The organism is Shewanella sp. SNU WT4 (genome assembly GCF_006494715.1).
In the GTDB taxonomy this organism is placed as follows: Bacteria; Pseudomonadota; Gammaproteobacteria; order Enterobacterales; family Shewanellaceae; genus Shewanella.
The window spans coordinates 3,112,949-3,131,542 of record NZ_CP041151.1 but is presented as its reverse complement, the minus strand read 5'-3'; the positions used below and the strand labels follow the sequence as shown (position 1 = coordinate 3,131,542).

At 36.2% G+C, this 18,594-nt stretch carries 16 protein-coding genes; all 16 read left to right on the top strand.

Going from position 1 to position 18,594, the window contains the following annotated elements; genetic code table 11:
- The first annotated feature begins 4 nt into the window (after positions 1-4).
- The 16 genes from FJQ87_RS14065 (at position 5) to galU (ending at position 18,435) form a co-directional block, all read left to right on the top strand.
- A complete protein-coding gene (locus tag FJQ87_RS14065; protein ID WP_140933147.1) occupies positions 5-1,432 on the top strand; it encodes a lipopolysaccharide biosynthesis protein in 1,428 nt (475 codons plus the stop codon).
- Positions 1,433-1,462: 30 nt separating this feature from the next.
- Positions 1,463-2,575: a dTDP-4-amino-4,6-dideoxy-D-glucose aminotransferase VioA gene (gene vioA, locus FJQ87_RS14060; RefSeq protein WP_140933146.1), complete on the top strand. Its 1,113-nt coding sequence runs from the start codon at positions 1,463-1,465 to the stop codon at positions 2,573-2,575.
- 19 nt (positions 2,576-2,594) lie between these two features.
- Entirely contained in the window at positions 2,595-3,308 is a 714-nt protein-coding gene (locus FJQ87_RS14055) for a dTDP-4-amino-4,6-dideoxyglucose formyltransferase (protein ID WP_140933145.1), read from the top strand.
- Positions 3,309-3,449: 141 nt separating this feature from the next.
- Positions 3,450-4,457: a glycosyltransferase gene (locus FJQ87_RS14050; RefSeq protein ID WP_140933144.1), complete on the top strand. Its 1,008-nt coding sequence runs from the start codon at positions 3,450-3,452 to the stop codon at positions 4,455-4,457.
- A 112-nt stretch (positions 4,458-4,569) separates the two neighbouring features.
- Positions 4,570-5,880: a glycosyltransferase family 4 protein gene (locus FJQ87_RS14045; protein WP_140933143.1), complete on the top strand. Its 1,311-nt coding sequence runs from the start codon at positions 4,570-4,572 to the stop codon at positions 5,878-5,880.
- A gap of 146 nt (positions 5,881-6,026) precedes the next feature.
- Entirely contained in the window at positions 6,027-7,139 is a 1,113-nt protein-coding gene (locus tag FJQ87_RS14040) for a hypothetical protein (RefSeq protein ID WP_140933142.1), read from the top strand.
- On the top strand, positions 7,136-7,993 hold the full coding sequence (locus FJQ87_RS14035; RefSeq protein ID WP_140933141.1) for a glycosyltransferase family 2 protein: 858 nt from the start codon (positions 7,136-7,138) through the stop codon (positions 7,991-7,993). The genes FJQ87_RS14040 and FJQ87_RS14035 overlap by 4 nt, the downstream gene beginning before the upstream one ends.
- Positions 7,994-9,031, top strand: a complete 1,038-nt coding sequence (locus FJQ87_RS14030; protein ID WP_140933140.1) for a polysaccharide biosynthesis protein — start codon at positions 7,994-7,996, stop codon at positions 9,029-9,031.
- Entirely contained in the window at positions 9,032-10,135 is a 1,104-nt protein-coding gene (locus tag FJQ87_RS14025) for an NAD-dependent epimerase/dehydratase family protein (protein WP_140933139.1), read from the top strand.
- 18 nt (positions 10,136-10,153) lie between these two features.
- The gene (gene wecB, locus FJQ87_RS14020) at positions 10,154-11,284 is read left to right on the top strand and encodes a UDP-N-acetylglucosamine 2-epimerase (non-hydrolyzing) (RefSeq protein WP_140933138.1); all 1,131 of its coding nucleotides are present in this window, start codon (positions 10,154-10,156) and stop codon (positions 11,282-11,284) included.
- A 69-nt stretch (positions 11,285-11,353) separates the two neighbouring features.
- Positions 11,354-12,562: a glycosyltransferase family 4 protein gene (locus tag FJQ87_RS14015; RefSeq protein ID WP_140933137.1), complete on the top strand. Its 1,209-nt coding sequence runs from the start codon at positions 11,354-11,356 to the stop codon at positions 12,560-12,562.
- Entirely contained in the window at positions 12,559-13,170 is a 612-nt protein-coding gene (locus tag FJQ87_RS14010; RefSeq protein WP_140933136.1) for a sugar transferase, read from the top strand. Before FJQ87_RS14015 ends, FJQ87_RS14010 begins: the two co-directional genes overlap by 4 nt.
- Positions 13,163-13,810 carry an acetyltransferase gene (locus FJQ87_RS14005; protein WP_140933135.1) on the top strand — a complete coding sequence of 216 codons (648 nt, stop codon included), beginning with the start codon at positions 13,163-13,165 and terminating at the stop codon, positions 13,808-13,810. The genes FJQ87_RS14010 and FJQ87_RS14005 overlap by 8 nt, the downstream gene beginning before the upstream one ends.
- 2 nt (positions 13,811-13,812) lie before the next feature.
- On the top strand, positions 13,813-14,988 hold the full coding sequence (locus FJQ87_RS14000; protein WP_140933134.1) for a DegT/DnrJ/EryC1/StrS aminotransferase family protein: 1,176 nt from the start codon (positions 13,813-13,815) through the stop codon (positions 14,986-14,988).
- 584 nt (positions 14,989-15,572) lie between these two features.
- On the top strand, positions 15,573-17,507 hold the full coding sequence (locus FJQ87_RS13995; protein WP_140933133.1) for a nucleoside-diphosphate sugar epimerase/dehydratase: 1,935 nt from the start codon (positions 15,573-15,575) through the stop codon (positions 17,505-17,507).
- 43 nt (positions 17,508-17,550) lie between these two features.
- Positions 17,551-18,435 (top strand): UTP--glucose-1-phosphate uridylyltransferase GalU, encoded by an 885-nt coding sequence (gene galU, locus FJQ87_RS13990; protein ID WP_140933132.1) that lies wholly within the window; start codon positions 17,551-17,553, stop codon positions 18,433-18,435.
- Positions 18,436-18,594: the final 159 nt, after the last annotated feature.

The following is an 18,594-nucleotide window of genomic DNA, read 5'->3' as shown; positions in this document are numbered from 1 at the left end:
GTCAATGACTGATCTAACCACAAAAACTAAAAAAGGTCTGCAATGGAGCGCATTGGATCGCTTTTTAACTCAAGGCATTCAATTGGCTATTACATTATATTTGGCACGGTTGTTGGGGCCAACTTCCTTTGGTTTAGTCGGCATGTTAGCGGTTTTCATTGCGATTGCTAACGTGTTTGTCGATAGTGGTTTTACTACAGCGTTAATACGCAAAACAGATCGTAGCGAAAGTGACCTAGTTACTGCTTTCTATTACAACATCGCAGTTGCGGCTTTGTGTTATTTGACTCTTTATATCAGTGCACCTGCTATTGCCACGTTTTATCAGCAAAATGAATTACAAAGTCTGCTACGGGTTTTAGGAATCACAGTATTTATTAATGCATTCACCTTAATTCCACGGGTTAAGCTTAATGTGACGATGGATTTTAAGACTCAAGCCAAAATCTCTGTGTTAAGTGTGCTGATTAGTGGGCCAACTGCGATTGTGATGGCGATAAACGGTTTTGGCGTTTGGGCCCTAGTTACACAAACCTTACTTAACGCTTGTTGCTCCACGTTGTTTTTTAACCTTTTTGCCCCTTGGTTTCCACGAGGCAGTATCACGAAAAATTCTTTTAATTATCTTTTTAATTACGGAAGTAAGTTGCTCTTATCAGGTTTGTTAGACGTAACATATAATAATCTTTATCAAATCATTATTGCTAAAAAATTTAGTCCTGCCGTGGTGGGGCAATTTACTCAGGCAAATCAATTGGCGAGTGTGCCTGCATCTACGTTGACTGGTATTATTCAAGGCGTGACTTTTCCGATGTTTAGTCAGTTGCAAGATAACTCCAATAAAATGCAACGCGCCTATCGCCAAACCTTAAAATTGGCAGCTGTGTTAATTTTCCCGTTAATTATGGCCTTGGGTTTGATAGCCAATCCGTTGTTAACCAGCTTATTAGGTGAGCAATGGAGTGATGCGGCATTGTTGTTAACTGTATTGTGTATGGGCTATATGTTATATCCAATTCACGTAATAAATTTGAATCTGTTGCAAGTATTTGGGCGCAGCGATCTATTTTTAAAGTTAGAGATAATAAAAAAGGTTATTGGCGTTTCTGTGTTGTTGCTAACCATTCCTTATGGTTTGCTGGCCATGTGCCTTGGTTTTTCGATGACCTCCTATTTAGCTTTACTACTTAATACCTATTACACCGCTAAACTCTCGCAATTAAGTCAATGGCAGCAGTTTAAAGATCTTTTTCCCATTTGGTTTGCCGTGTTTACGGCTGCTATCCTAGGATTTGCTGCTGGTTTAAATTTCTCAAAACCCTGGTTGCAAATTGGCGTAAACCTGACTGTTGCATTGTTAGTTTATGGTTTGTACTTATTTTTGGCACAAAAAAAGCTGCTGTTAAAAATGTGTAGCGTATTGCGCCGTTGATTGTTAAGTTACTTTTCTTTGGATATAAGCATGACTAATAAATTAATCCCAGTGACCCAACCATTTTTACCAGAATTAAGCGAATTTATCCCATTACTTGAAAAAATTTGGGATAACCGCTGGCTAACTAATAATGGACCATTTCATCAAGAGCTTGAGGGAAAACTATGTGAATATCTTGGCGTTGAGTATGTTTCATTATTCAATAATGCAACGATCGCCTTAATCACTGCACTCCAAGCAATGCGTATCAGTGGTGAGGTGATTACTACTCCCTATTCGTTTGTTGCAACCAGTCACTCAATTATGTGGAATGGTTTAGCGCCGGTATTTGTTGATATAGATCCTGCTACATTCAATATCGATCCCGCCAAAATTGAAGCGGCAATTACCCCCCGTACTACAGCCATTATGCCAGTACATTGCTATTCTAATCCTTGTGATGTTGAAGCAATTCAAAAAATAGCTGATAACTATGGTCTTAAGGTTATTTACGATGCAGCTCATGCTTTTGGCGTTAACTACAAAGGTCAAAGTTTACTTAAGTGGGGGGATCTTTCTATTTTAAGTTTTCATGCCACTAAAGTGTTTAACACCTTTGAAGGCGGTGCGATTATTTGCCCAGATGCCAAAACTAAGCAGCGCATTGATTGCCTAAAAAACTTTGGTATCTCTGATGAACTTACTGTTACTGCGCCAGGAATTAACGGAAAAATGAGCGAAATTAATGCTGCATTTGGTTTGGTTCAGCTTAAACATATTGATAAGGCCATGCAGCAGCGCCAAACAATTGATGAATGCTATCGCCAAGCTTTGGCGGATGTAAATGGCATTACCTTATATCAGCATGATGTTCATGCTAATAGCAATTTTTCTTATTTCCCTATTTTGGTAGAAGCTGATTATCCACTTAGCCGCGATGAGTTATACGACAAGCTGAAAGCCAATAATATTCTATCTCGCCGATATTTTTACCCTCTTATAAGTAATATGCCTATGTATCGAGGCCTGCCGAGTGCAAGCATGGCGCATCTACCACTAGCGAATGCTTTGGCAGATAAAGTGCTCTGTTTGCCAATTTATAGTGATTTAACTGATTCGGCACTATCAATGATAATAGAATGCATCTCTCGTGTTGATTAAAAGTAACGGTGGTTGAGTCATGAAAAAAATCTTAATTGTATCTGATAATCCAAAACTAACTTCATTTATTAAACAGATAATTATACCTGGAATAAATGACATAGAGTGTGATTTTTGCTATTCAAAAATCAACAAAACGCCATTTTTGATGCAGGAGCTTGGCGCAGAAGAGATAGATATAAAGAGCAAAGATGTTGATTTTGCTCGTCGATATGATGTAATTTTTTCTCTTCACTGCAAACAAATATTTCCCGCTGAAATAGTGAATAATACAGTATGCGTAAATGTTCATCCTGGATTAAATCCCTATAATAGAGGTTGGTTTCCTCAAGTTTTTTCAATTATAAATAAGTTGCCAATAGGTGCAACAATACATCTAATGAATGAGGATGTGGATGCGGGTGACATAATTATACAGAAACAAACATTTATTGCCGATTTTGATACGTCATTAGAAGTATATGAAAAGGTTCAAAATATTGAATTAGAACTTCTTTCAGAATGGTTTGAACGAATTGTTTTGGGTGATTATGAAACTTTCTCACCTAAAGAAGTTGGCAACTATAATTCCATCAATGACTTCAACGAGTTGTGTAATTTAAATCTAGAGCATGTAGGAACACTTAAAGAGCATATTGAACTTCTGAGAGCACTAAGTCACGGTGATTTTAAAAATGCTTATTTTGTTGACGCAGATGAAATAAAACGATATATAAAAGTCGATATAATGTAATTAAGACAGTATTAAAACTTATTACTTAGCATTATATGTTGCCTATAAAACATGATTTGTAGTTAAGGGGAAGTATTTAGGTTTGAAAGTTTGAATCTAAACATTCCAATTGAACATGTGGTTAAATTTTTGAGAGTTTAAATGTTAATGTTGCTTGAGTCTCCGAATACGGAAAACGATGTTATTAAACATTGGAAATATACAGATAAAGTTTATGTTTCAGTAGTGTGCCCTACATACAATCAAGATATATATATTAAGAATGCTGTAGATAGTTTCTTGTCTCAAGTGACCGAATATAGATTTGAAATTATTGTTCATGATGATGCTTCGACTGATAACACTAAAAGTATATTGAATTCATATAAAAGCAAATATCCATCTCTGATAAAAGTTATAACGCAAATAGATAATCAGTTCTCGATAAATATTAATATGCCTTTTAAACATTGCCTAGATATTGCACAAGGGGAATATATAGCTTTGTGTGAAGGTGATGATTTTTGGTATACGAATGACAAACTACAAAAACAAATAAAAGAACTTGAAGACAATAAAGGTTACAACATTGTTATTTCATCTGCTGTAGGATTATCTAATGATGGTTCTTATAATGATTTTTGTAACATTGGACAAGAAAAATTATTAATACCATTTGCAAACTGTATTCTAGGGCCGAGAAAAGATTTTTATCCAACAGCGTCATTCTTTTTTAGAAAAAGTGCTTTAAATCATATTCCAAGTTGGTTCTATAACGCTCCTGTATGTGATTATTATGTTCACCTATTTTGTTCATACCCTAATGGTTGTATATATCTTCCTGAAAAAACAGTAGTGTATCGATTAAGTGCAGTTGGAAGTCTAAGTAGTCTCATGGATAAAAATAAATTTATCGTTTTAAAAAACAGATCTTATGATTGTATATTAAAATTAAATGATATGTATTCGTTAGATAATGAAGCTAAATTGGCTATAAAAAATAAGAAAATTGAATATTTATTTTCTTTGTTTCTTGTATCTTTGCAACTGAAAGATTATAGAAATGCTATTAGCTATTTGTTTAAATCGACATCTGTTAGTCTTGTTTCTACAATAAATTTCTTTTGTGTTCAACTTGTAAGTTTGATAAAGGGACGTTTGAGTAGATAGTGCAGGTTTTTCTTGTAGGGGCAGTGTTTTTATTGATTTGGTTAATAAGTTGCTAATGAATGAAAATAAAATTTAAAGTTGTTACTACAGTAATTTTCAGGTTGCATAAATTATGAGTTATGAAAAAAAGTTATCCAAAGAAAAAATCTTGATAATTAGTCATAATAGTCTTTCTAGCACAGCTAATAATGGCAAAACTCTACATTCTATTTTTGATTGTTTTCCTAGTGATGCAATCGCTCAGTTATATTTTCAAACAGAGATTCCAGACTCGTATAAATTTAATTTATTTTTCAGAATTACTGATTTAGATATTATAAAAAATTTCTTTAAATTAAACTTTGATTTTGGAGGGAAAACATACAACTTAAATTCCAATGAGCCTAGAGATGTGTATGGCAAGCATTCTACTATTATTCGTCATTTTAAAAAGTTATCTTCCATAAAAAATTTGATTAGAGAGTTTATTTATTCATTGAAAATTTATGATGGAGAAAGATTAAATGTATGGATTGATGACTTTAAGCCCACTGCCATTTTTGTATTAGGTGGAGAATCTAGATTCTTATTTGATATTGCCTTAAAGCTTTCAATTAAAAAGAATATCCCTTTACATATTTTTTTTACTGATGATTATATATTTAATACAAGAACATCAAGGTTTAATGTATTAAATAAATTATTCTTTAATAAGGTGAAGGAATCAGTTTTAAATGCGAAATCTTGTTTTTGTATTAGTGACAAAATGGCAGTAAAATATAAAAGTGAATTTTCTAGAGATTTCTACATCTTAAATAATGCAGTTGATTTCAATAGCAATCGATTAACTAAAGTTAGTTTGCAGGATTCACAGATCAAGTTTATTTATGCAGGTGGTTTAACACTTGGAAGAGACCGCGCATTAGTTGATTTATGCAAGTTGATCGGTTCTGTTGGTCTGATGGATGATTCCTTTGACTTTCAAATTATAATTTGTAGCGCTAACTGCTTATCACTTGATTTAATGACAGAATTAAAGAGTATTGTTGGTGTTAACATAATTGTTAATGGTTTTATGTCTGCAAAAGAAATGAAAGGCGTTTATAATACTGCGCATTTTTTACTTCATGTAGAGAGTGCCATTCCTAAGTACAAATCAAAAACATATTTATCCATATCAACTAAAATATCAGAATGTCTCTCGTCAAAAAGATGTCTTTTAGCTTTTGGACCTCCAGAATTAGCGTCTATGGAGTTAATCAGTACCAATCATGTTGGATTATTTTTAAATAGTTCATCATCTGATTCTGTAAATAAACAGCTTATATACGATGTCGTTTCTTCACAGGAAACATATTGTTTTTTTGTAAACTCAGGATATAAGTATGCAAAGGAACACTTTTCAAAAGATGTTTTACAAAATACTCTGTTGACTCATTTATGACTATTAAGAAATCATCAATATACATATTTCTAATATACATATATTCTTTTTTATATATCTTTACACCGACAAATTTTAGTCCATTTCATATATTGCATTTACTTTTTTTTGTTGCTCTTATTTACTTAATTAGATTTCCAAAGAAAATGATGATGTTTTTATCATCAAAATATTGTCTTCTTTCAGTTTTTATATTTTTATATCTTTTGCTTGTCTTTTTGATGCATCACTTTATAGGGAATGATGTCAATGCTTACAAGATTTATGTATATTTTATTTTATTCATAGAAACTCCAGTTTGTGCTTTTTTTATTGTGAGTGTTATAAGTGATAATGTTGATTTTAATGAAAGATATTTTTTACGTTTTTTGCTTAATATAAGCTTACTGCAAATTTTGATAGTCATAATTTCTATAACCGTACCTGGAGTTCGAGATTTAATTCTACAGACAAGTCGTGATGCAGATTTACTGATTTCAATTTCAAATTCTCATGGAGGGATGCGTTCTTTTGGTCTTGCTTCTGGCTATACATCTGATCTTGGTATGGTATTAGGAATTTTTTCCATGCTGTGCATATCCATTTCTCTTAAATCTCAAAATTTCTCTAAAAAATTTTTTTTATTAGGATTGCTGTTCGCTATCGGTGCAGTAATTAATGCTAGAGTTGGTCTTTTTCCACCATTATTTCTATTATTGTTAATCGTATTTTTATTTATATTTAATTTGATTTCTGTATTTAGATTAGCTGTTGGTGGTTTTTTTGCTGCCACAATATTCCTTATTTTCAGTTATACTGATTTTTATGATGAAAAGGCATTTGGGCGTCTGCTTGATATGGTTGATGAGGTTTTCTCTCTTATTAATGGAAATAAAGTTGGAACATTTCAGGTTTTAGAGAATATGCATTTTTTTCCAAATGATCGATTTAGTTTTTGGTTTGGCACCGGTATGGATGTATTCGACAATAAGAATGCTATGTCTTTACTAAATAGCGATATTGGTTATGTTAATGATATATTTCTTATGGGCTTGTTTAATGTTTTGCTTGTTTTTGTTCTGTTCTTTACGCTACATTTTAGAACGTTTTCTTATATTAGTAGAAAGTTTGGTAGTTTGGTATTATTTTGCTTGATTTCTTCTCTTTTTGTTTTTTATTTTAAAGGAGTCGGATTGACTTCTAATGCGATGACTAACTATTTAGTATTGATTACTTTTGGCCTTTATAAATTAAATAAACTAGGTGGTATTAAACTATGAAACTGTCAATATTGACACCATCTTATCAGTGTGACAGTTATGTTAAGCGTTCGTACTTAAATTTACTCAGTCAGACACATGATGATTGGGAATGGATTTTTGTAGATGATGGTTCTACTGACAATACCGCTAATATAATTCGGGAAATTTCCAGTTTCGATAGTAGGGTAAGGTTTTTTACGTATACTGATAATATGGGCAGAGGTTTTGCTAGAAATTTTGGTATTGAAAATGCTTCTACCAATTATATAGTAGTTTGGGATGTTGACGATTTGTACCATGAAACTAGACTTGATAAAATTGCAAATGCTTTCAAAAGTGGCTATGATTTTTTTTGTTCTTATGCGTTGATTTCAGATATGAGATTTAAATTAAAGGGCGCTAGACATTTTTCTATTGGTATAAATAAGTTAGATGCTGAATTTGTTCATGCTACACTGGCCTTTAATAAATCTATTTCTGATGATTTAAATTATCCTGTTTCAATGCGAACAGGTGAAGACTTAAATATAATGCTTTTTTTACAAACAAAATATAAAGGTTTCTATTGTAAAGAATATCTATTTATATATTTTGAAGATAGGGAAGTTAACATATTTAAGACAATTGATGCCGTGAAGTCAAGATTGTCGGTGATAAAAACACAAACTAAACTCTTTAAAAGTATTCGTAATGGCGTCATTAGAAAGGAAGTGATTAAGGTATCTTTAAAGCTAGTAGTATTGAAAATCATGTCGATTTTTCCATCATTATATTTATATAGTGTCAAATTTAGACAAAATGAATTTATAGATAGTAATCTTATAGATGATGGACATTTACGTTTATTTTGCAATTACAAAGGTGATAATTGAATGTTTAATAATAAAGTACTTTTAATTACTGGTGGTACTGGTTCATTTGGTAATGCTGTTCTTAATCGTTTTTTAAATACTGATATTAAAGAAATTCGTATTTTTTCTCGCGATGAGAAAAAACAAGATGATATGCGTAAGAAATATAATCATCCTAAGATTAAGTTTTATATAGGCGACGTAAGAGATTATAACAGTATATTAAATGCTAGTCGTGGTGTTGATTTCATTTATCATGCAGCAGCATTAAAGCAGGTTCCAAGTTGTGAGTTTTATCCGATGGAAGCGGTTAAGACTAATGTCATTGGCACTGAAAATGTACTTGAGGCAGCGATTCAAAATGAAGTTAAGCGAATTGTATGCTTAAGTACAGATAAAGCTGTTTATCCCATCAATGCCATGGGTATATCTAAGGCTATGATGGAAAAGGTGATTGTCGCTAAATCACGCAATTTAGATCCAGCCAAAACAGTGATTAGTGCAACCCGTTACGGGAATGTAATGGCATCTCGTGGTTCCGTTATTCCATTATTTTTACGTCAAATTATTAACGATCAAGCAATTACTGTTACAGATCCTAATATGACTCGTTTTATGATGACTTTAGATGATGCAGTAGACCTTGTCCTACACGCCTTTGAACATGGATCGAATGGTGATATTTTTGTTCAGAAAGCTCCTGCTGCTACAATCGATGTACTTGTAAAAGCTTTACTTAAAATAACCGCCAAGCCTGATCATCAAGTGAATGTTATTGGTACTCGTCATGGTGAGAAACTTTATGAGGCTTTGTGTAGCCGTGAGGAGATGTTTGTTGCTGAAGATCAAGGCGGTTATTACCGTATTCCGTCAGACAACCGCGACCTAAATTACTCTAAGTTCCATGAAGAAGGTGAACAAGATCTATCCGTTATTGAAGATTACAATTCACACAATACCGAGCGTTTAGATGTAGATGGTATGGTCAAGTTGCTTCATAAGTTGGATTTTATTGCAGATATTGAGGCTGGCAGTCTAGTTGTTCCAGAGGGTGTCTAAATGAGAATTATTGTTACTGGCGCCAAAGGTTTTATTGGCAAAAACTTGTGTTTAATGCTAAATGAGAATGGTTATAATGATGTTGTTGAAATAGATCGCGAGACATCTCTTGATGTTCTTGCCAAATTACTCCTCGATGCAGATTTTGTTTATCACTTAGCTGGTGTTAATCGCCCTGATAATGATGCTGAATTCCTTGAAGGAAATACTGATCTAACAACTTTCATTACAAACCAGTTAGAAATGTCTGGAAAATCAGTACCATTAGTAATTAGTTCTTCGATTCAAGCAGAGCTAGACAATCCGTATGGGCGTAGCAAGAGTTTGGCAGAAATATCTGTTGAGGAATATGGCAAAAGCACTAACTCTCCATATTATATTTATCGTTTTCCTAATGTCTTTGGTAAATGGTGTCGTCCTAATTATAACTCCTTTGTAGCAACTTTTTGTCACAATATTATTAATGATTTAGATGTCACTATCAATGATCCATTGGCCCCCGTGAATCTAGTTTATATCGACGACGTATGTCATGGTTTGATATCGCTCTTAGATGGTTCCAAAAGCATTGGCTTTAAGAGTGTTAAACCAGAATATCATACTACAGTAGGGGACGTTGCTACATTATTAAGATCATTCAAACATAGTCGTGATAATTTAATCACTGAAAATGTTGGGGCTGGACTTTCTAGAGCGCTTTATTCTACTTATCTTAGCTATTTATCTCCTGCACAATTTAGTTATTCAATTCCAAGTTATGGAGATGAGCGTGGGGTTTTTAGTGAAATGCTAAAAACTAAAGACGCTGGACAGTTTTCTTTCTTTACTGCTTATCCTGGTATTACCCGTGGTGGTCATTACCATCATACAAAAAACGAGAAGTTTCTTGTTGTAAAGGGAAAAGCATTATTTAAGTTTGAACATATAGCTACTGGTGAGCGTTATGAATTAGAAACAGATAGTAGCTTTCCTCGTATTGTTGAGACTGTTCCTGGTTGGTCACATGATATTACCAATACTGGTGATGAAGAAATGATTGTCTTGCTGTGGGCTAACGAAATTTTTGATCGTGAAGCACCAGATACTTTTGCTTGTCCTTTATAATGATTTTGAGTAAGTAGAATGAAAAAATTAAAAGTCATGTCTGTTGTTGGTACCCGTCCAGAGATTATCCGTTTATCCCGTGTACTTTCTGAATTAGATGAACACTGCGAACATATTTTGGTGCACACTGGTCAAAATTATGACTTCGAACTTAATGAAGTTTTTTTTAATGATTTAGGTGTACGAAAGCCAGATTATTTTTTGAATGCTGCGGGTAAAAATGCAGCAGAAACTATTGGTCAAGTGATAATTAAAGTCGACCAAGTATTAGAAGAAGTACAGCCTGAAGCTATGTTAGTGCTCGGTGACACTAATTCTTGTTTGTCAGCAATTCCAGCTAAGCGACGTAAAGTGCCTATTTTCCATATGGAAGCGGGTAACCGTTGCTTCGATCAACGTGTGCCCGAAGAGACTAATCGTCGTATTGTAGATCACACCGCAGATATTAATTTAACCTATAGTACGATTGCTCGTGATTATCTATTGGCTGAAGGTTTACCGGCTGATCGTGTGATTAAAACAGGGAGCCCAATGTTTGAAGTGCTCAATCATTATATGCCGCAAATTGATGGTTCAGATGTACTTTCGCGCTTGAGATTACAGAAAGGGCAATTCTTTGTTGTAAGTGCTCACCGTGAAGAAAACGTTGATTCTCCTAAGCAGTTAACTAAGTTAGCAGAAACTTTAAATACTGTTGCAGAGCTTTATAATTTACCTGTTATTGTTTCTACTCACCCACGTACCCGTAACCGAATAGAGGCACAGGGGATAGAGTTTCACCCTAATATTCAATTATTAAAACCTCTAGGTTTTCATGATTACAATCATCTACAGAAAAATGCAAAGGCAGTACTTTCTGATAGTGGTACTATTAATGAAGAATCATCTATTATGAATTTCCCAGCTGTTAATTTACGTGAGGCGCATGAACGACCAGAGGGTATGGAAGAAGCTTCAGTAATGATGGTTGGTTTAGACGTCGAAAGAGTGATTCAAGCTTTATCTATTTTAGATACTCAAAGTCGTGGTGAATTACGTGATTTACGTTTGGTTGCAGATTACAGCATGCCTAATGTTTCTGTTAAAGTTGTACGCATAATTCATAGCTATCGTGATTATGTTATGCGTACTGTTTGGAAACAGTATTAATTATTACTTGTATAAGGAGTAATTACCTCCTTATACAGACTATCGTATAACTTACAAGTTGAAAATATTTTGAAAATTTTAATTGTCACGCAATGGTTTGATCCAGAACCAACGTTTAAAGGACTTCTTTTTGCTCAAGAATTGGTAAAAAAGGGACATCAAGTAGAGGTCATTACCGGCTTTCCTAATTATCCAGGCGGTAAAGTATATGACGGTTATAAAATTTCATTATATAAGAAAGATGTTATCAATGATGTAGTTGTTCATAGAGTACCTTTGTACCCGAGTCACAATAGTTCCGCGATAAAAAGAGTTTTTAATTATATTTCCTTTGCTTGCAGTTCGTTAATTTGTGGTTTATTAAAAGCTAATAGGCCTGATGTAATTTATAGTTATCACCCCCCACTAACCACATCTTTATCTGCATTGTTTATCGGCATGTTCAGGTGTGTCCCTTTTATTACTGACATCCAGGATTTATGGCCAGAAACACTTGCTGCGACAAGGATGCTTTCCAACAAAAAAGCGCTTTCAGTTGTAGATGTCGTTTGTAATTTTGTATATAAACGTGCTGCAAAAATAGTTGTGTTGTCGCCAGGTTTTAAGAATAAATTGATTGCTAAAGGTATTCCAGAATCCAAAATTGAAGTTATTTATAATTGGTGTGATGAAGTTGCTTTAGCAAACTCAACTGAAACAAAAGTTTCTTTGCCATTAAACAATAAATTAAACGTTGTTTTTGCAGGTAATCTTGGTTTTGCTCAGGGATTACCTGCGATTGTGGATGCCGCCAAATTGCTCAGTGAGCGAAATACTCCTGTTAATATAGTATTAGTTGGTGATGGAGTTGCAAAATTATCAGCACAGAAAAAAGTTGATGAATTGCAGCTTGATAATATGTTCTTTTTGCCGCGAGTTCCGATGCAAGAGGTTGGGGGAATTTTAAATGCTGCAGATATTCTATTAGTTCATTTGACAGATGACCCATTATTTTCAATTACGATACCATCTCGTACGCAAGCTTACTTAGCTGTTGGTAAACCCATCGTAATGGGGGTTGATGGTGACGCTAGTCAATTAATTCAAATGGCTCAAGCTGGTGTTTGCTGTAAAGCGAACTCATCTGAATCTTTAGCTTTAGCTATTCATCAATTAACTGACTTGAGCATTGAGGAAAGATATCAAATGGCTCTAAATGCTAGTAATTTTTATCATGACCATTTATCTCTTGAACGAGGAGTTAATAAGTTTATTTCTGTATTCGAGGATATAAAATGAAACGGATATTTGATTTAATATTATCAATTTTAGCACTTTTTTTACTGTCTCCAATTATTTTATTTGTTGCTTGGAAAATTAAAGAGAATCTCGGCTCCCCTGTGATTTTCCGGCAAACACGTCCTGGAAAAAATGGAAAACCTTTCAATATGATTAAGTTTCGTACAATGAAAGATGTGTTGGATATTGATGGCAATCCATTGCCAGATACAGAACGGATGACTTCATTCGGTAATAAATTGAGAAATTCAAGCTTAGATGAGTTACCGGAGCTTTGGAATGTTGTTAAAGGTGAAATGAGCTTAGTTGGTCCACGTCCATTATTGATGCAATATTTGCCACTTTACAGTGATGAGCAAGAACGTCGCCATGAAGTTCGCCCAGGCGTTACTGGCTGGGCGCAAATTAATGGTCGAAATGCCATTAGTTGGGAAGAGAAGTTTAAGCTTGATGTCTGGTATGTAGATAACAGAACTTTCCTCCTAGATATTAAGATTTTGCTGTCAACAGTCAAAAAAGTCTTTATCAAAGAAGGAATCTCTGCTGAAGGTCATGTGACAATTGAGCCTTTCACAGGGCAAACGCAGCAAGGCAATGGAGATGAGTAATTCCTCATCTGGATCATGCGCTATTCTTGGTGCTAGTGGCCATGGCAAAGTGATTGCCGAAATTGCTGAGCTCAATGGTTTCACTGAAATTCATTTTTACGATGACAGATGGCCAGAGTTAGCTCGGATAGAGCATTGGCCCGTATATGGTAATAGCGATATCCTCATAAAGCGAATTCATGATTATACAAATATAGTAGTTGCCATTGGTGACAATGCTACTCGGTTAAAAAAGTATAGACTTCTCTTTGAGCACGGAGCTTGTTGTTTGCCTTTAGTTCACCCTAGTGCAGTAGTAAGCAATTACGCTCAACTTGGTGATGGCACGGTTGTGATGGCTGGTGCAGTCGTTAATTCATTCAGTTACATTGGTAAGGGATGTATTATTAATACTGTTGCTTCAGTCGATCATGATTGCATGATCGCTGATGGTGTTCACATTAGTCCTGGTGCACATTTAGCTGGTGCTGTTCAAGTTGCAGAATGTTGTTGGATTGGTATTGGCAGCCAAATTAAACAGCTTATACGAATTGGTTCAAACTCTATTGTTGCAGCAGGAGCAACAGTAATTAATGATGTATTAAATAATCAGACGGTTATTGGTATTCCTGCTAAGCCAATCAACCGTAAGGAATTATAATTGTGCTAAATACACCTTTTTCTCCGTGGCCGAGTTTTACTCAAGAAGAGGCCGATGCAGTTAGTCGCGTACTGCTGTCAAATAAAGTTAATTACTGGACTGGTAACGAGTGCCGGGAATTTGAAAAAGAGTTTGCCGCTTGGGTCAATTGTGAATATGCCATCGCTTTGGGTAATGGCACACTTGCACTTGATGTTGCGTTAAAAGCCCTTAATATCGGTACTGGTGATGAAGTTATCACTACTCCGCGTACATTTTTAGCCTCTGCTTCATCAATCGTTACAGCAGGTGCTAATCCAGTGTTTGCAGATGTTGATCTTAATAGTCAGAACATCACGGCTGAAACTATCTCCAAAGTTATCACAAAAAAAACTAAAGCTGTGATAGTTGTGCATCTTGCTGGTATGCCGGCGGAAATGGATGCAATTATGTCATTGGCCAATGAGCGTGGTTTTTATGTTATTGAAGACTGCGCACAAGCACATGGTGCCAAATACAAAGGCCGCAGTGTTGGTACTATTGGGCATATCGGGGCTTGGTCTTTTTGCCAAGATAAAATTATGACTACTGGTGGCGAAGGTGGCTTAGTTACCACTAATGATCATGACCTGTGGTCTAGCATGTGGTCCTATAAAGATCATGGTAAAAGTTATGATGCTATTTATAACCGTCATTATCCCAGTGGTTTTCGATGGCTGCATGAAAGCTTTGGTACTAATTGGCGTATGACAGAGCTTCAAGGTGTGTTAGGCCGTATACAGCTTAAGCGTATGTCTGAGTGGACTGCAAAACGACAACATAATGGTAAACTGATTGATCAAACGGTAGTGGATTTAGCCATTGTGCGTTGTGTGGAAGTCGCGGATTATATAGAACACGCAGAGTACAAGCATTATCTATTCGTCAACCCTGACCAACTTAAAGAAGGTTGGAGCCGTGATCGCATCGTTGAGGAAATCAACGCAACGGGCGTGCCAGCTTATCAAGGCAGTTGTTCAGAAATTTATCTTGAAAAAGCATTTGATAACACGCCGTGGCGCCCTGCTGAGCGCTTACCCAATGCTGTGCAGCTCGGTGAAACCAGTTTAATGTTCCTTGTTCATCCCACATTAACTGCACCAGAAATGCAAAAAAGCTGTGATGTTATTCGTTCAGTGCTTCAGTCTGCTCAAAAGTAGCCCCTTTAAGCTTATCTATTCGAAGTGTGACGCTAGGCGTTTGTTTTGCAACGCTTAGCGTTTTTTCGTTTATGTCTCAAATTTCCGAAATGGCAAAAAAATCTGTCTCGCTGTTTTTTTGTGCAGCACGCTTTCTGAACTTTATTAAGCATAATATCGCGCGTATTTGTCGAGTGTGACTGTAAAGTTCTAGTGTGGATCTCTTTGTTTAGCAAGCGTGGATGATAGCATTGCGTCTGGTGAGTTACGTGACTGTCAGTATGTGTTCACTCCTCTTGAATCTTGATAGCCTTCAGTTGTCGTACTCTATGTTTTCAAGGTGGTCATGGGCGTATGTGTTAAGCTGCGTAATAGGAGGCCATCTTGTTGGGATAACGGGATATATCCTATTCTAGTGTAATTTGTAATTACATAATTTTACTCTGCTAACGCAAAATTTGAATTTTTTTAGAAATGAATAATATGCATGGGTGTTAAACTATCAGGCTGTGCAGTAGTGTTGTAACTTAAATCCTTATCGCGGAGTGATGAGATTTAGGTCGCCTAGTTGGTTAAATGCTCGTGAATTGTCTTTGGAGTAAGTGATGGAATGTTTGCAGTTCTTATTTTCGTTAACACGGTCCCAAAAGCGCGCAGTTAGTGTCGTCATTGATTCAGCGTTCTTAGTGCTTGCTTTTGTTTTCGCTCTAGTGGTACGAGTCGACTCATTCGATGTATTAGTCCATGTTCAATATTGGGTACTTATTGCGTTAACCATTCCAGTGAGCATTGCAGCCTTTATAAGAGTTGGCCTTTATCGTGCTGTGCTACGTTACATGGGCTCGCAAGCTTTCTTGGCTATTCTTACTGGGGTTGGAATTTCAACGATAGCATTAGTTCTGTTTGCTTATTATGGAAACATTGACTTACCTCGTACGGTACCAATTATTTATGCTGCTTTCGCCTTGGTTTTAGTTGGTGGCCCCAGAATTATTATGCGTTCATTAGTCGTTGAAGGGATGAACCGTCAGGGAGAGCCAGTGATAATTTATGGCGCTGGCGTAAGTGGCCGTCAAACAGCTAACGCACTGGCTCAAAGTCATGAGTATCATCCTATTGCTTTCGTTGATGATGATGAAAACTTGCAAAAAACGGTTATTCAAGGCCTGCATGTCCATGCCCCACAAGAGTTATGTAGACTAATTAAGCAAAAAGCAGCATCTCGTGTCTTGTTAGCTATCCCGAGTGCATCGCGATCACGCAGACAAGATATTATTAATCAGCTTGAGCCACTAATGGTTAAAGTTATGACGTTACCTGCAATGGCTGATCTCGTTAGTGGCGATAAGTTATTTAGTGATGTCAAAGAAGTTGATATTGAAGATCTTCTGGGGCGTGATAGCGTAGTCCCAAGACAAGATTTGTTAGCTGCCAATATTACCGATAAAGTGGTGATGGTAACTGGCGCTGGGGGCTCTATTGGCTCTGAGTTATGTAGGCAGATTTTAAAACAATCACCTAAAAAATTAGTGTTGTTTGAACTATCAGAGTTTGCTTTGTACTCCATTGAGCGGGAACTTATTGCGACGGCCCGTGATTTAGGGCTTAACGTTGAAATATTTCCTATGTTGGGCTCAGTACAGCGTGAGCATCGAGTGTTGGCAGTCATGAAAGCCTTTAAGGTGCAAACCGTTTATCATGCCGCAGCGTATAAACACGTACCTTTAGTTGAGCATAATGTCGTTGAAGGGGTACGTAACAATATATTTGGTACTTTATATACTGCTAAATCAGCCATCGCAGCTAAAGTCGAAACATTTGTATTAATTTCTACCGATAAAGCAGTTAGACCGACCAATGTCATGGGCACGACAAAGCGAATGGCTGAACTAGTATTACAAGCTTTATCTAAAACTCAGTCTAATACCCGTTTTTGTATGGTTCGCTTTGGAAATGTGCTCGGTTCATCGGGCTCGGTTGTGCCATTATTTCGGGCACAAATTGCTAATGCTGGTCCTGTTACCGTCACTCATCCTGAAATCACTCGTTTCTTTATGACGATCCCTGAAGCCTCACAGCTTGTTATCCAAGCTGGTGCTATGGGCAAAGGTGGGGACGTGTTTGTGCTTGATATGGGTAAATCGGTAAAGATTGTCGATTTAGCCGCTAAGATGATCCGCCTCAGCGGCTTTTCTGTACGTGACAGTGATTTTCCTGAGGGAGATATTGAAATCCAGTTTAGTGGCTTACGACCAGGTGAAAAACTGTATGAAGAGTTACTCATCGGTGATGATGTCACAGGTACAGAGCATGAACGTATCATGACAGCTAATGAATCATTTTTAGTTTGGGCTGATCTTGAACGCATTTTAAGTAAACTTGATACAGCTTGTCATGAATTTGATCACGAGCAAATCCGTGAGATCTTACTTGCAGCACCTACAGGCTTTAATCCCACCGATGGAATCTGCGACCTTGTATGGAAACAGAAACTTAACTATGAAAAAACCATAGCTAAAGTAGTTAATTTGGTTTCTTAGTCAATCAATATCATTGGTTAATTTTGATTTTAATGGATATAAAATGAAAGTAGTTATTCCCGTTGCAGGTCTTGGTACTCGTATGTTGCCTGCCACCAAAGCTATACCTAAAGAAATGTTACCTTTAGTTGATAAGCCATTAATTCAATACATAGTGGATGAATGTGCACGAGCAGGGATCAAAGAAATAGTATTGGTAACTCATGCCAGTAAAAATTCGATTGAAAACCACTTTGATACTTCTTATGAATTAGAAGCGCAGTTGGAAAAGCGGGTTAAGCGTCAGTTACTTGATGCAGTACAAAATATTTGCCCTAAAGGCGTCACCGTTATTCATGTTCGTCAAGGTGAGGCTAAGGGGTTAGGACATGCGGTTTTGTGTGCCCGCCCTGTGATTGGTAATGAGCCATTTGCCGTCGTGTTACCCGATGTGATTTTAGATGAATACACAGCCAACCAGTCAAGTGAAAACTTAGCGGCAATGCTGGCAAGATTTAAGCGTACCAATGCTAGTCAAATTATGGTGGCACCAGTTGCTCCACAAGACGTCAATAAATACGGTATCGCTGATTGCCAAGGCGAAGGCTTATGTGGTGGCGAGTCAGTAAAAATTCATCGCATGGTTGAAAAACCTAAGGTTGATGAAGCGCCATCTAATCTAGCCGTAGTTGGTCGCTATGTATTATCTGAAAGTATTTGGCCTTTGCTAGAAAAAACACCTTTAGGTGCTGGCGATGAAATCCAACTGACAGATGCAATTGATATGTTGATTGCGAGCGAAACAGTTGAAGCTTTCCATATGACTGGTAAATCTCATGATTGTGGCGACAAGCTTGGTTATATGACGGCGTTTGTTGAGTATGGTCTGCGTCATCCACAATTTGCAGAAGACTTTAAAACTGCTGTGGCTAAGTTAGTACAGGTGTAAACCTGGTAACCCAATAACGCCAATAACGCCAATGATTTAACTATGCTTGATGTCTGCAATCTTAAGCTAAATGATGGATTAAGAACCAACAGTTACATTCTTAGATTGCTTGATAAGTAGTTACTTCACTCAAAAGCCCGATAGCTTCTATCGGGCTTT

Bases quoted from the DNA above. Each gene is read 5' to 3' on its own strand.
- FJQ87_RS14065 (WP_140933147.1), top strand. From the start codon at position 5: ATGACTGATCTAACCACAAAAACTAAAAAAGGTCTGCAATGGAGCGCA.
- vioA (WP_140933146.1), top strand. From the start codon at position 1,463: ATGACTAATAAATTAATCCCAGTGACCCAACCATTTTTACCAGAATTA.
- FJQ87_RS14055 (WP_140933145.1), top strand. From the start codon at position 2,595: ATGAAAAAAATCTTAATTGTATCTGATAATCCAAAACTAACTTCATTT.
- FJQ87_RS14050 (WP_140933144.1), top strand. From the start codon at position 3,450: ATGTTAATGTTGCTTGAGTCTCCGAATACGGAAAACGATGTTATTAAA.
- FJQ87_RS14045 (WP_140933143.1), top strand. From the start codon at position 4,570: ATGAGTTATGAAAAAAAGTTATCCAAAGAAAAAATCTTGATAATTAGT.
- FJQ87_RS14040 (WP_140933142.1), top strand. From the start codon at position 6,027: ATGATGATGTTTTTATCATCAAAATATTGTCTTCTTTCAGTTTTTATA.
- FJQ87_RS14035 (WP_140933141.1), top strand. From the start codon at position 7,136: ATGAAACTGTCAATATTGACACCATCTTATCAGTGTGACAGTTATGTT.
- FJQ87_RS14030 (WP_140933140.1), top strand. From the start codon at position 7,994: ATGTTTAATAATAAAGTACTTTTAATTACTGGTGGTACTGGTTCATTT.
- FJQ87_RS14025 (WP_140933139.1), top strand. From the start codon at position 9,032: ATGAGAATTATTGTTACTGGCGCCAAAGGTTTTATTGGCAAAAACTTG.
- wecB (WP_140933138.1), top strand. From the start codon at position 10,154: ATGAAAAAATTAAAAGTCATGTCTGTTGTTGGTACCCGTCCAGAGATT.
- FJQ87_RS14010 (WP_140933136.1), top strand. From the start codon at position 12,559: ATGAAACGGATATTTGATTTAATATTATCAATTTTAGCACTTTTTTTA.
- FJQ87_RS14005 (WP_140933135.1), top strand. From the start codon at position 13,163: ATGAGTAATTCCTCATCTGGATCATGCGCTATTCTTGGTGCTAGTGGC.
- FJQ87_RS13995 (WP_140933133.1), top strand. From the start codon at position 15,573: ATGGAATGTTTGCAGTTCTTATTTTCGTTAACACGGTCCCAAAAGCGC.
- galU (WP_140933132.1), top strand. From the start codon at position 17,551: ATGAAAGTAGTTATTCCCGTTGCAGGTCTTGGTACTCGTATGTTGCCT.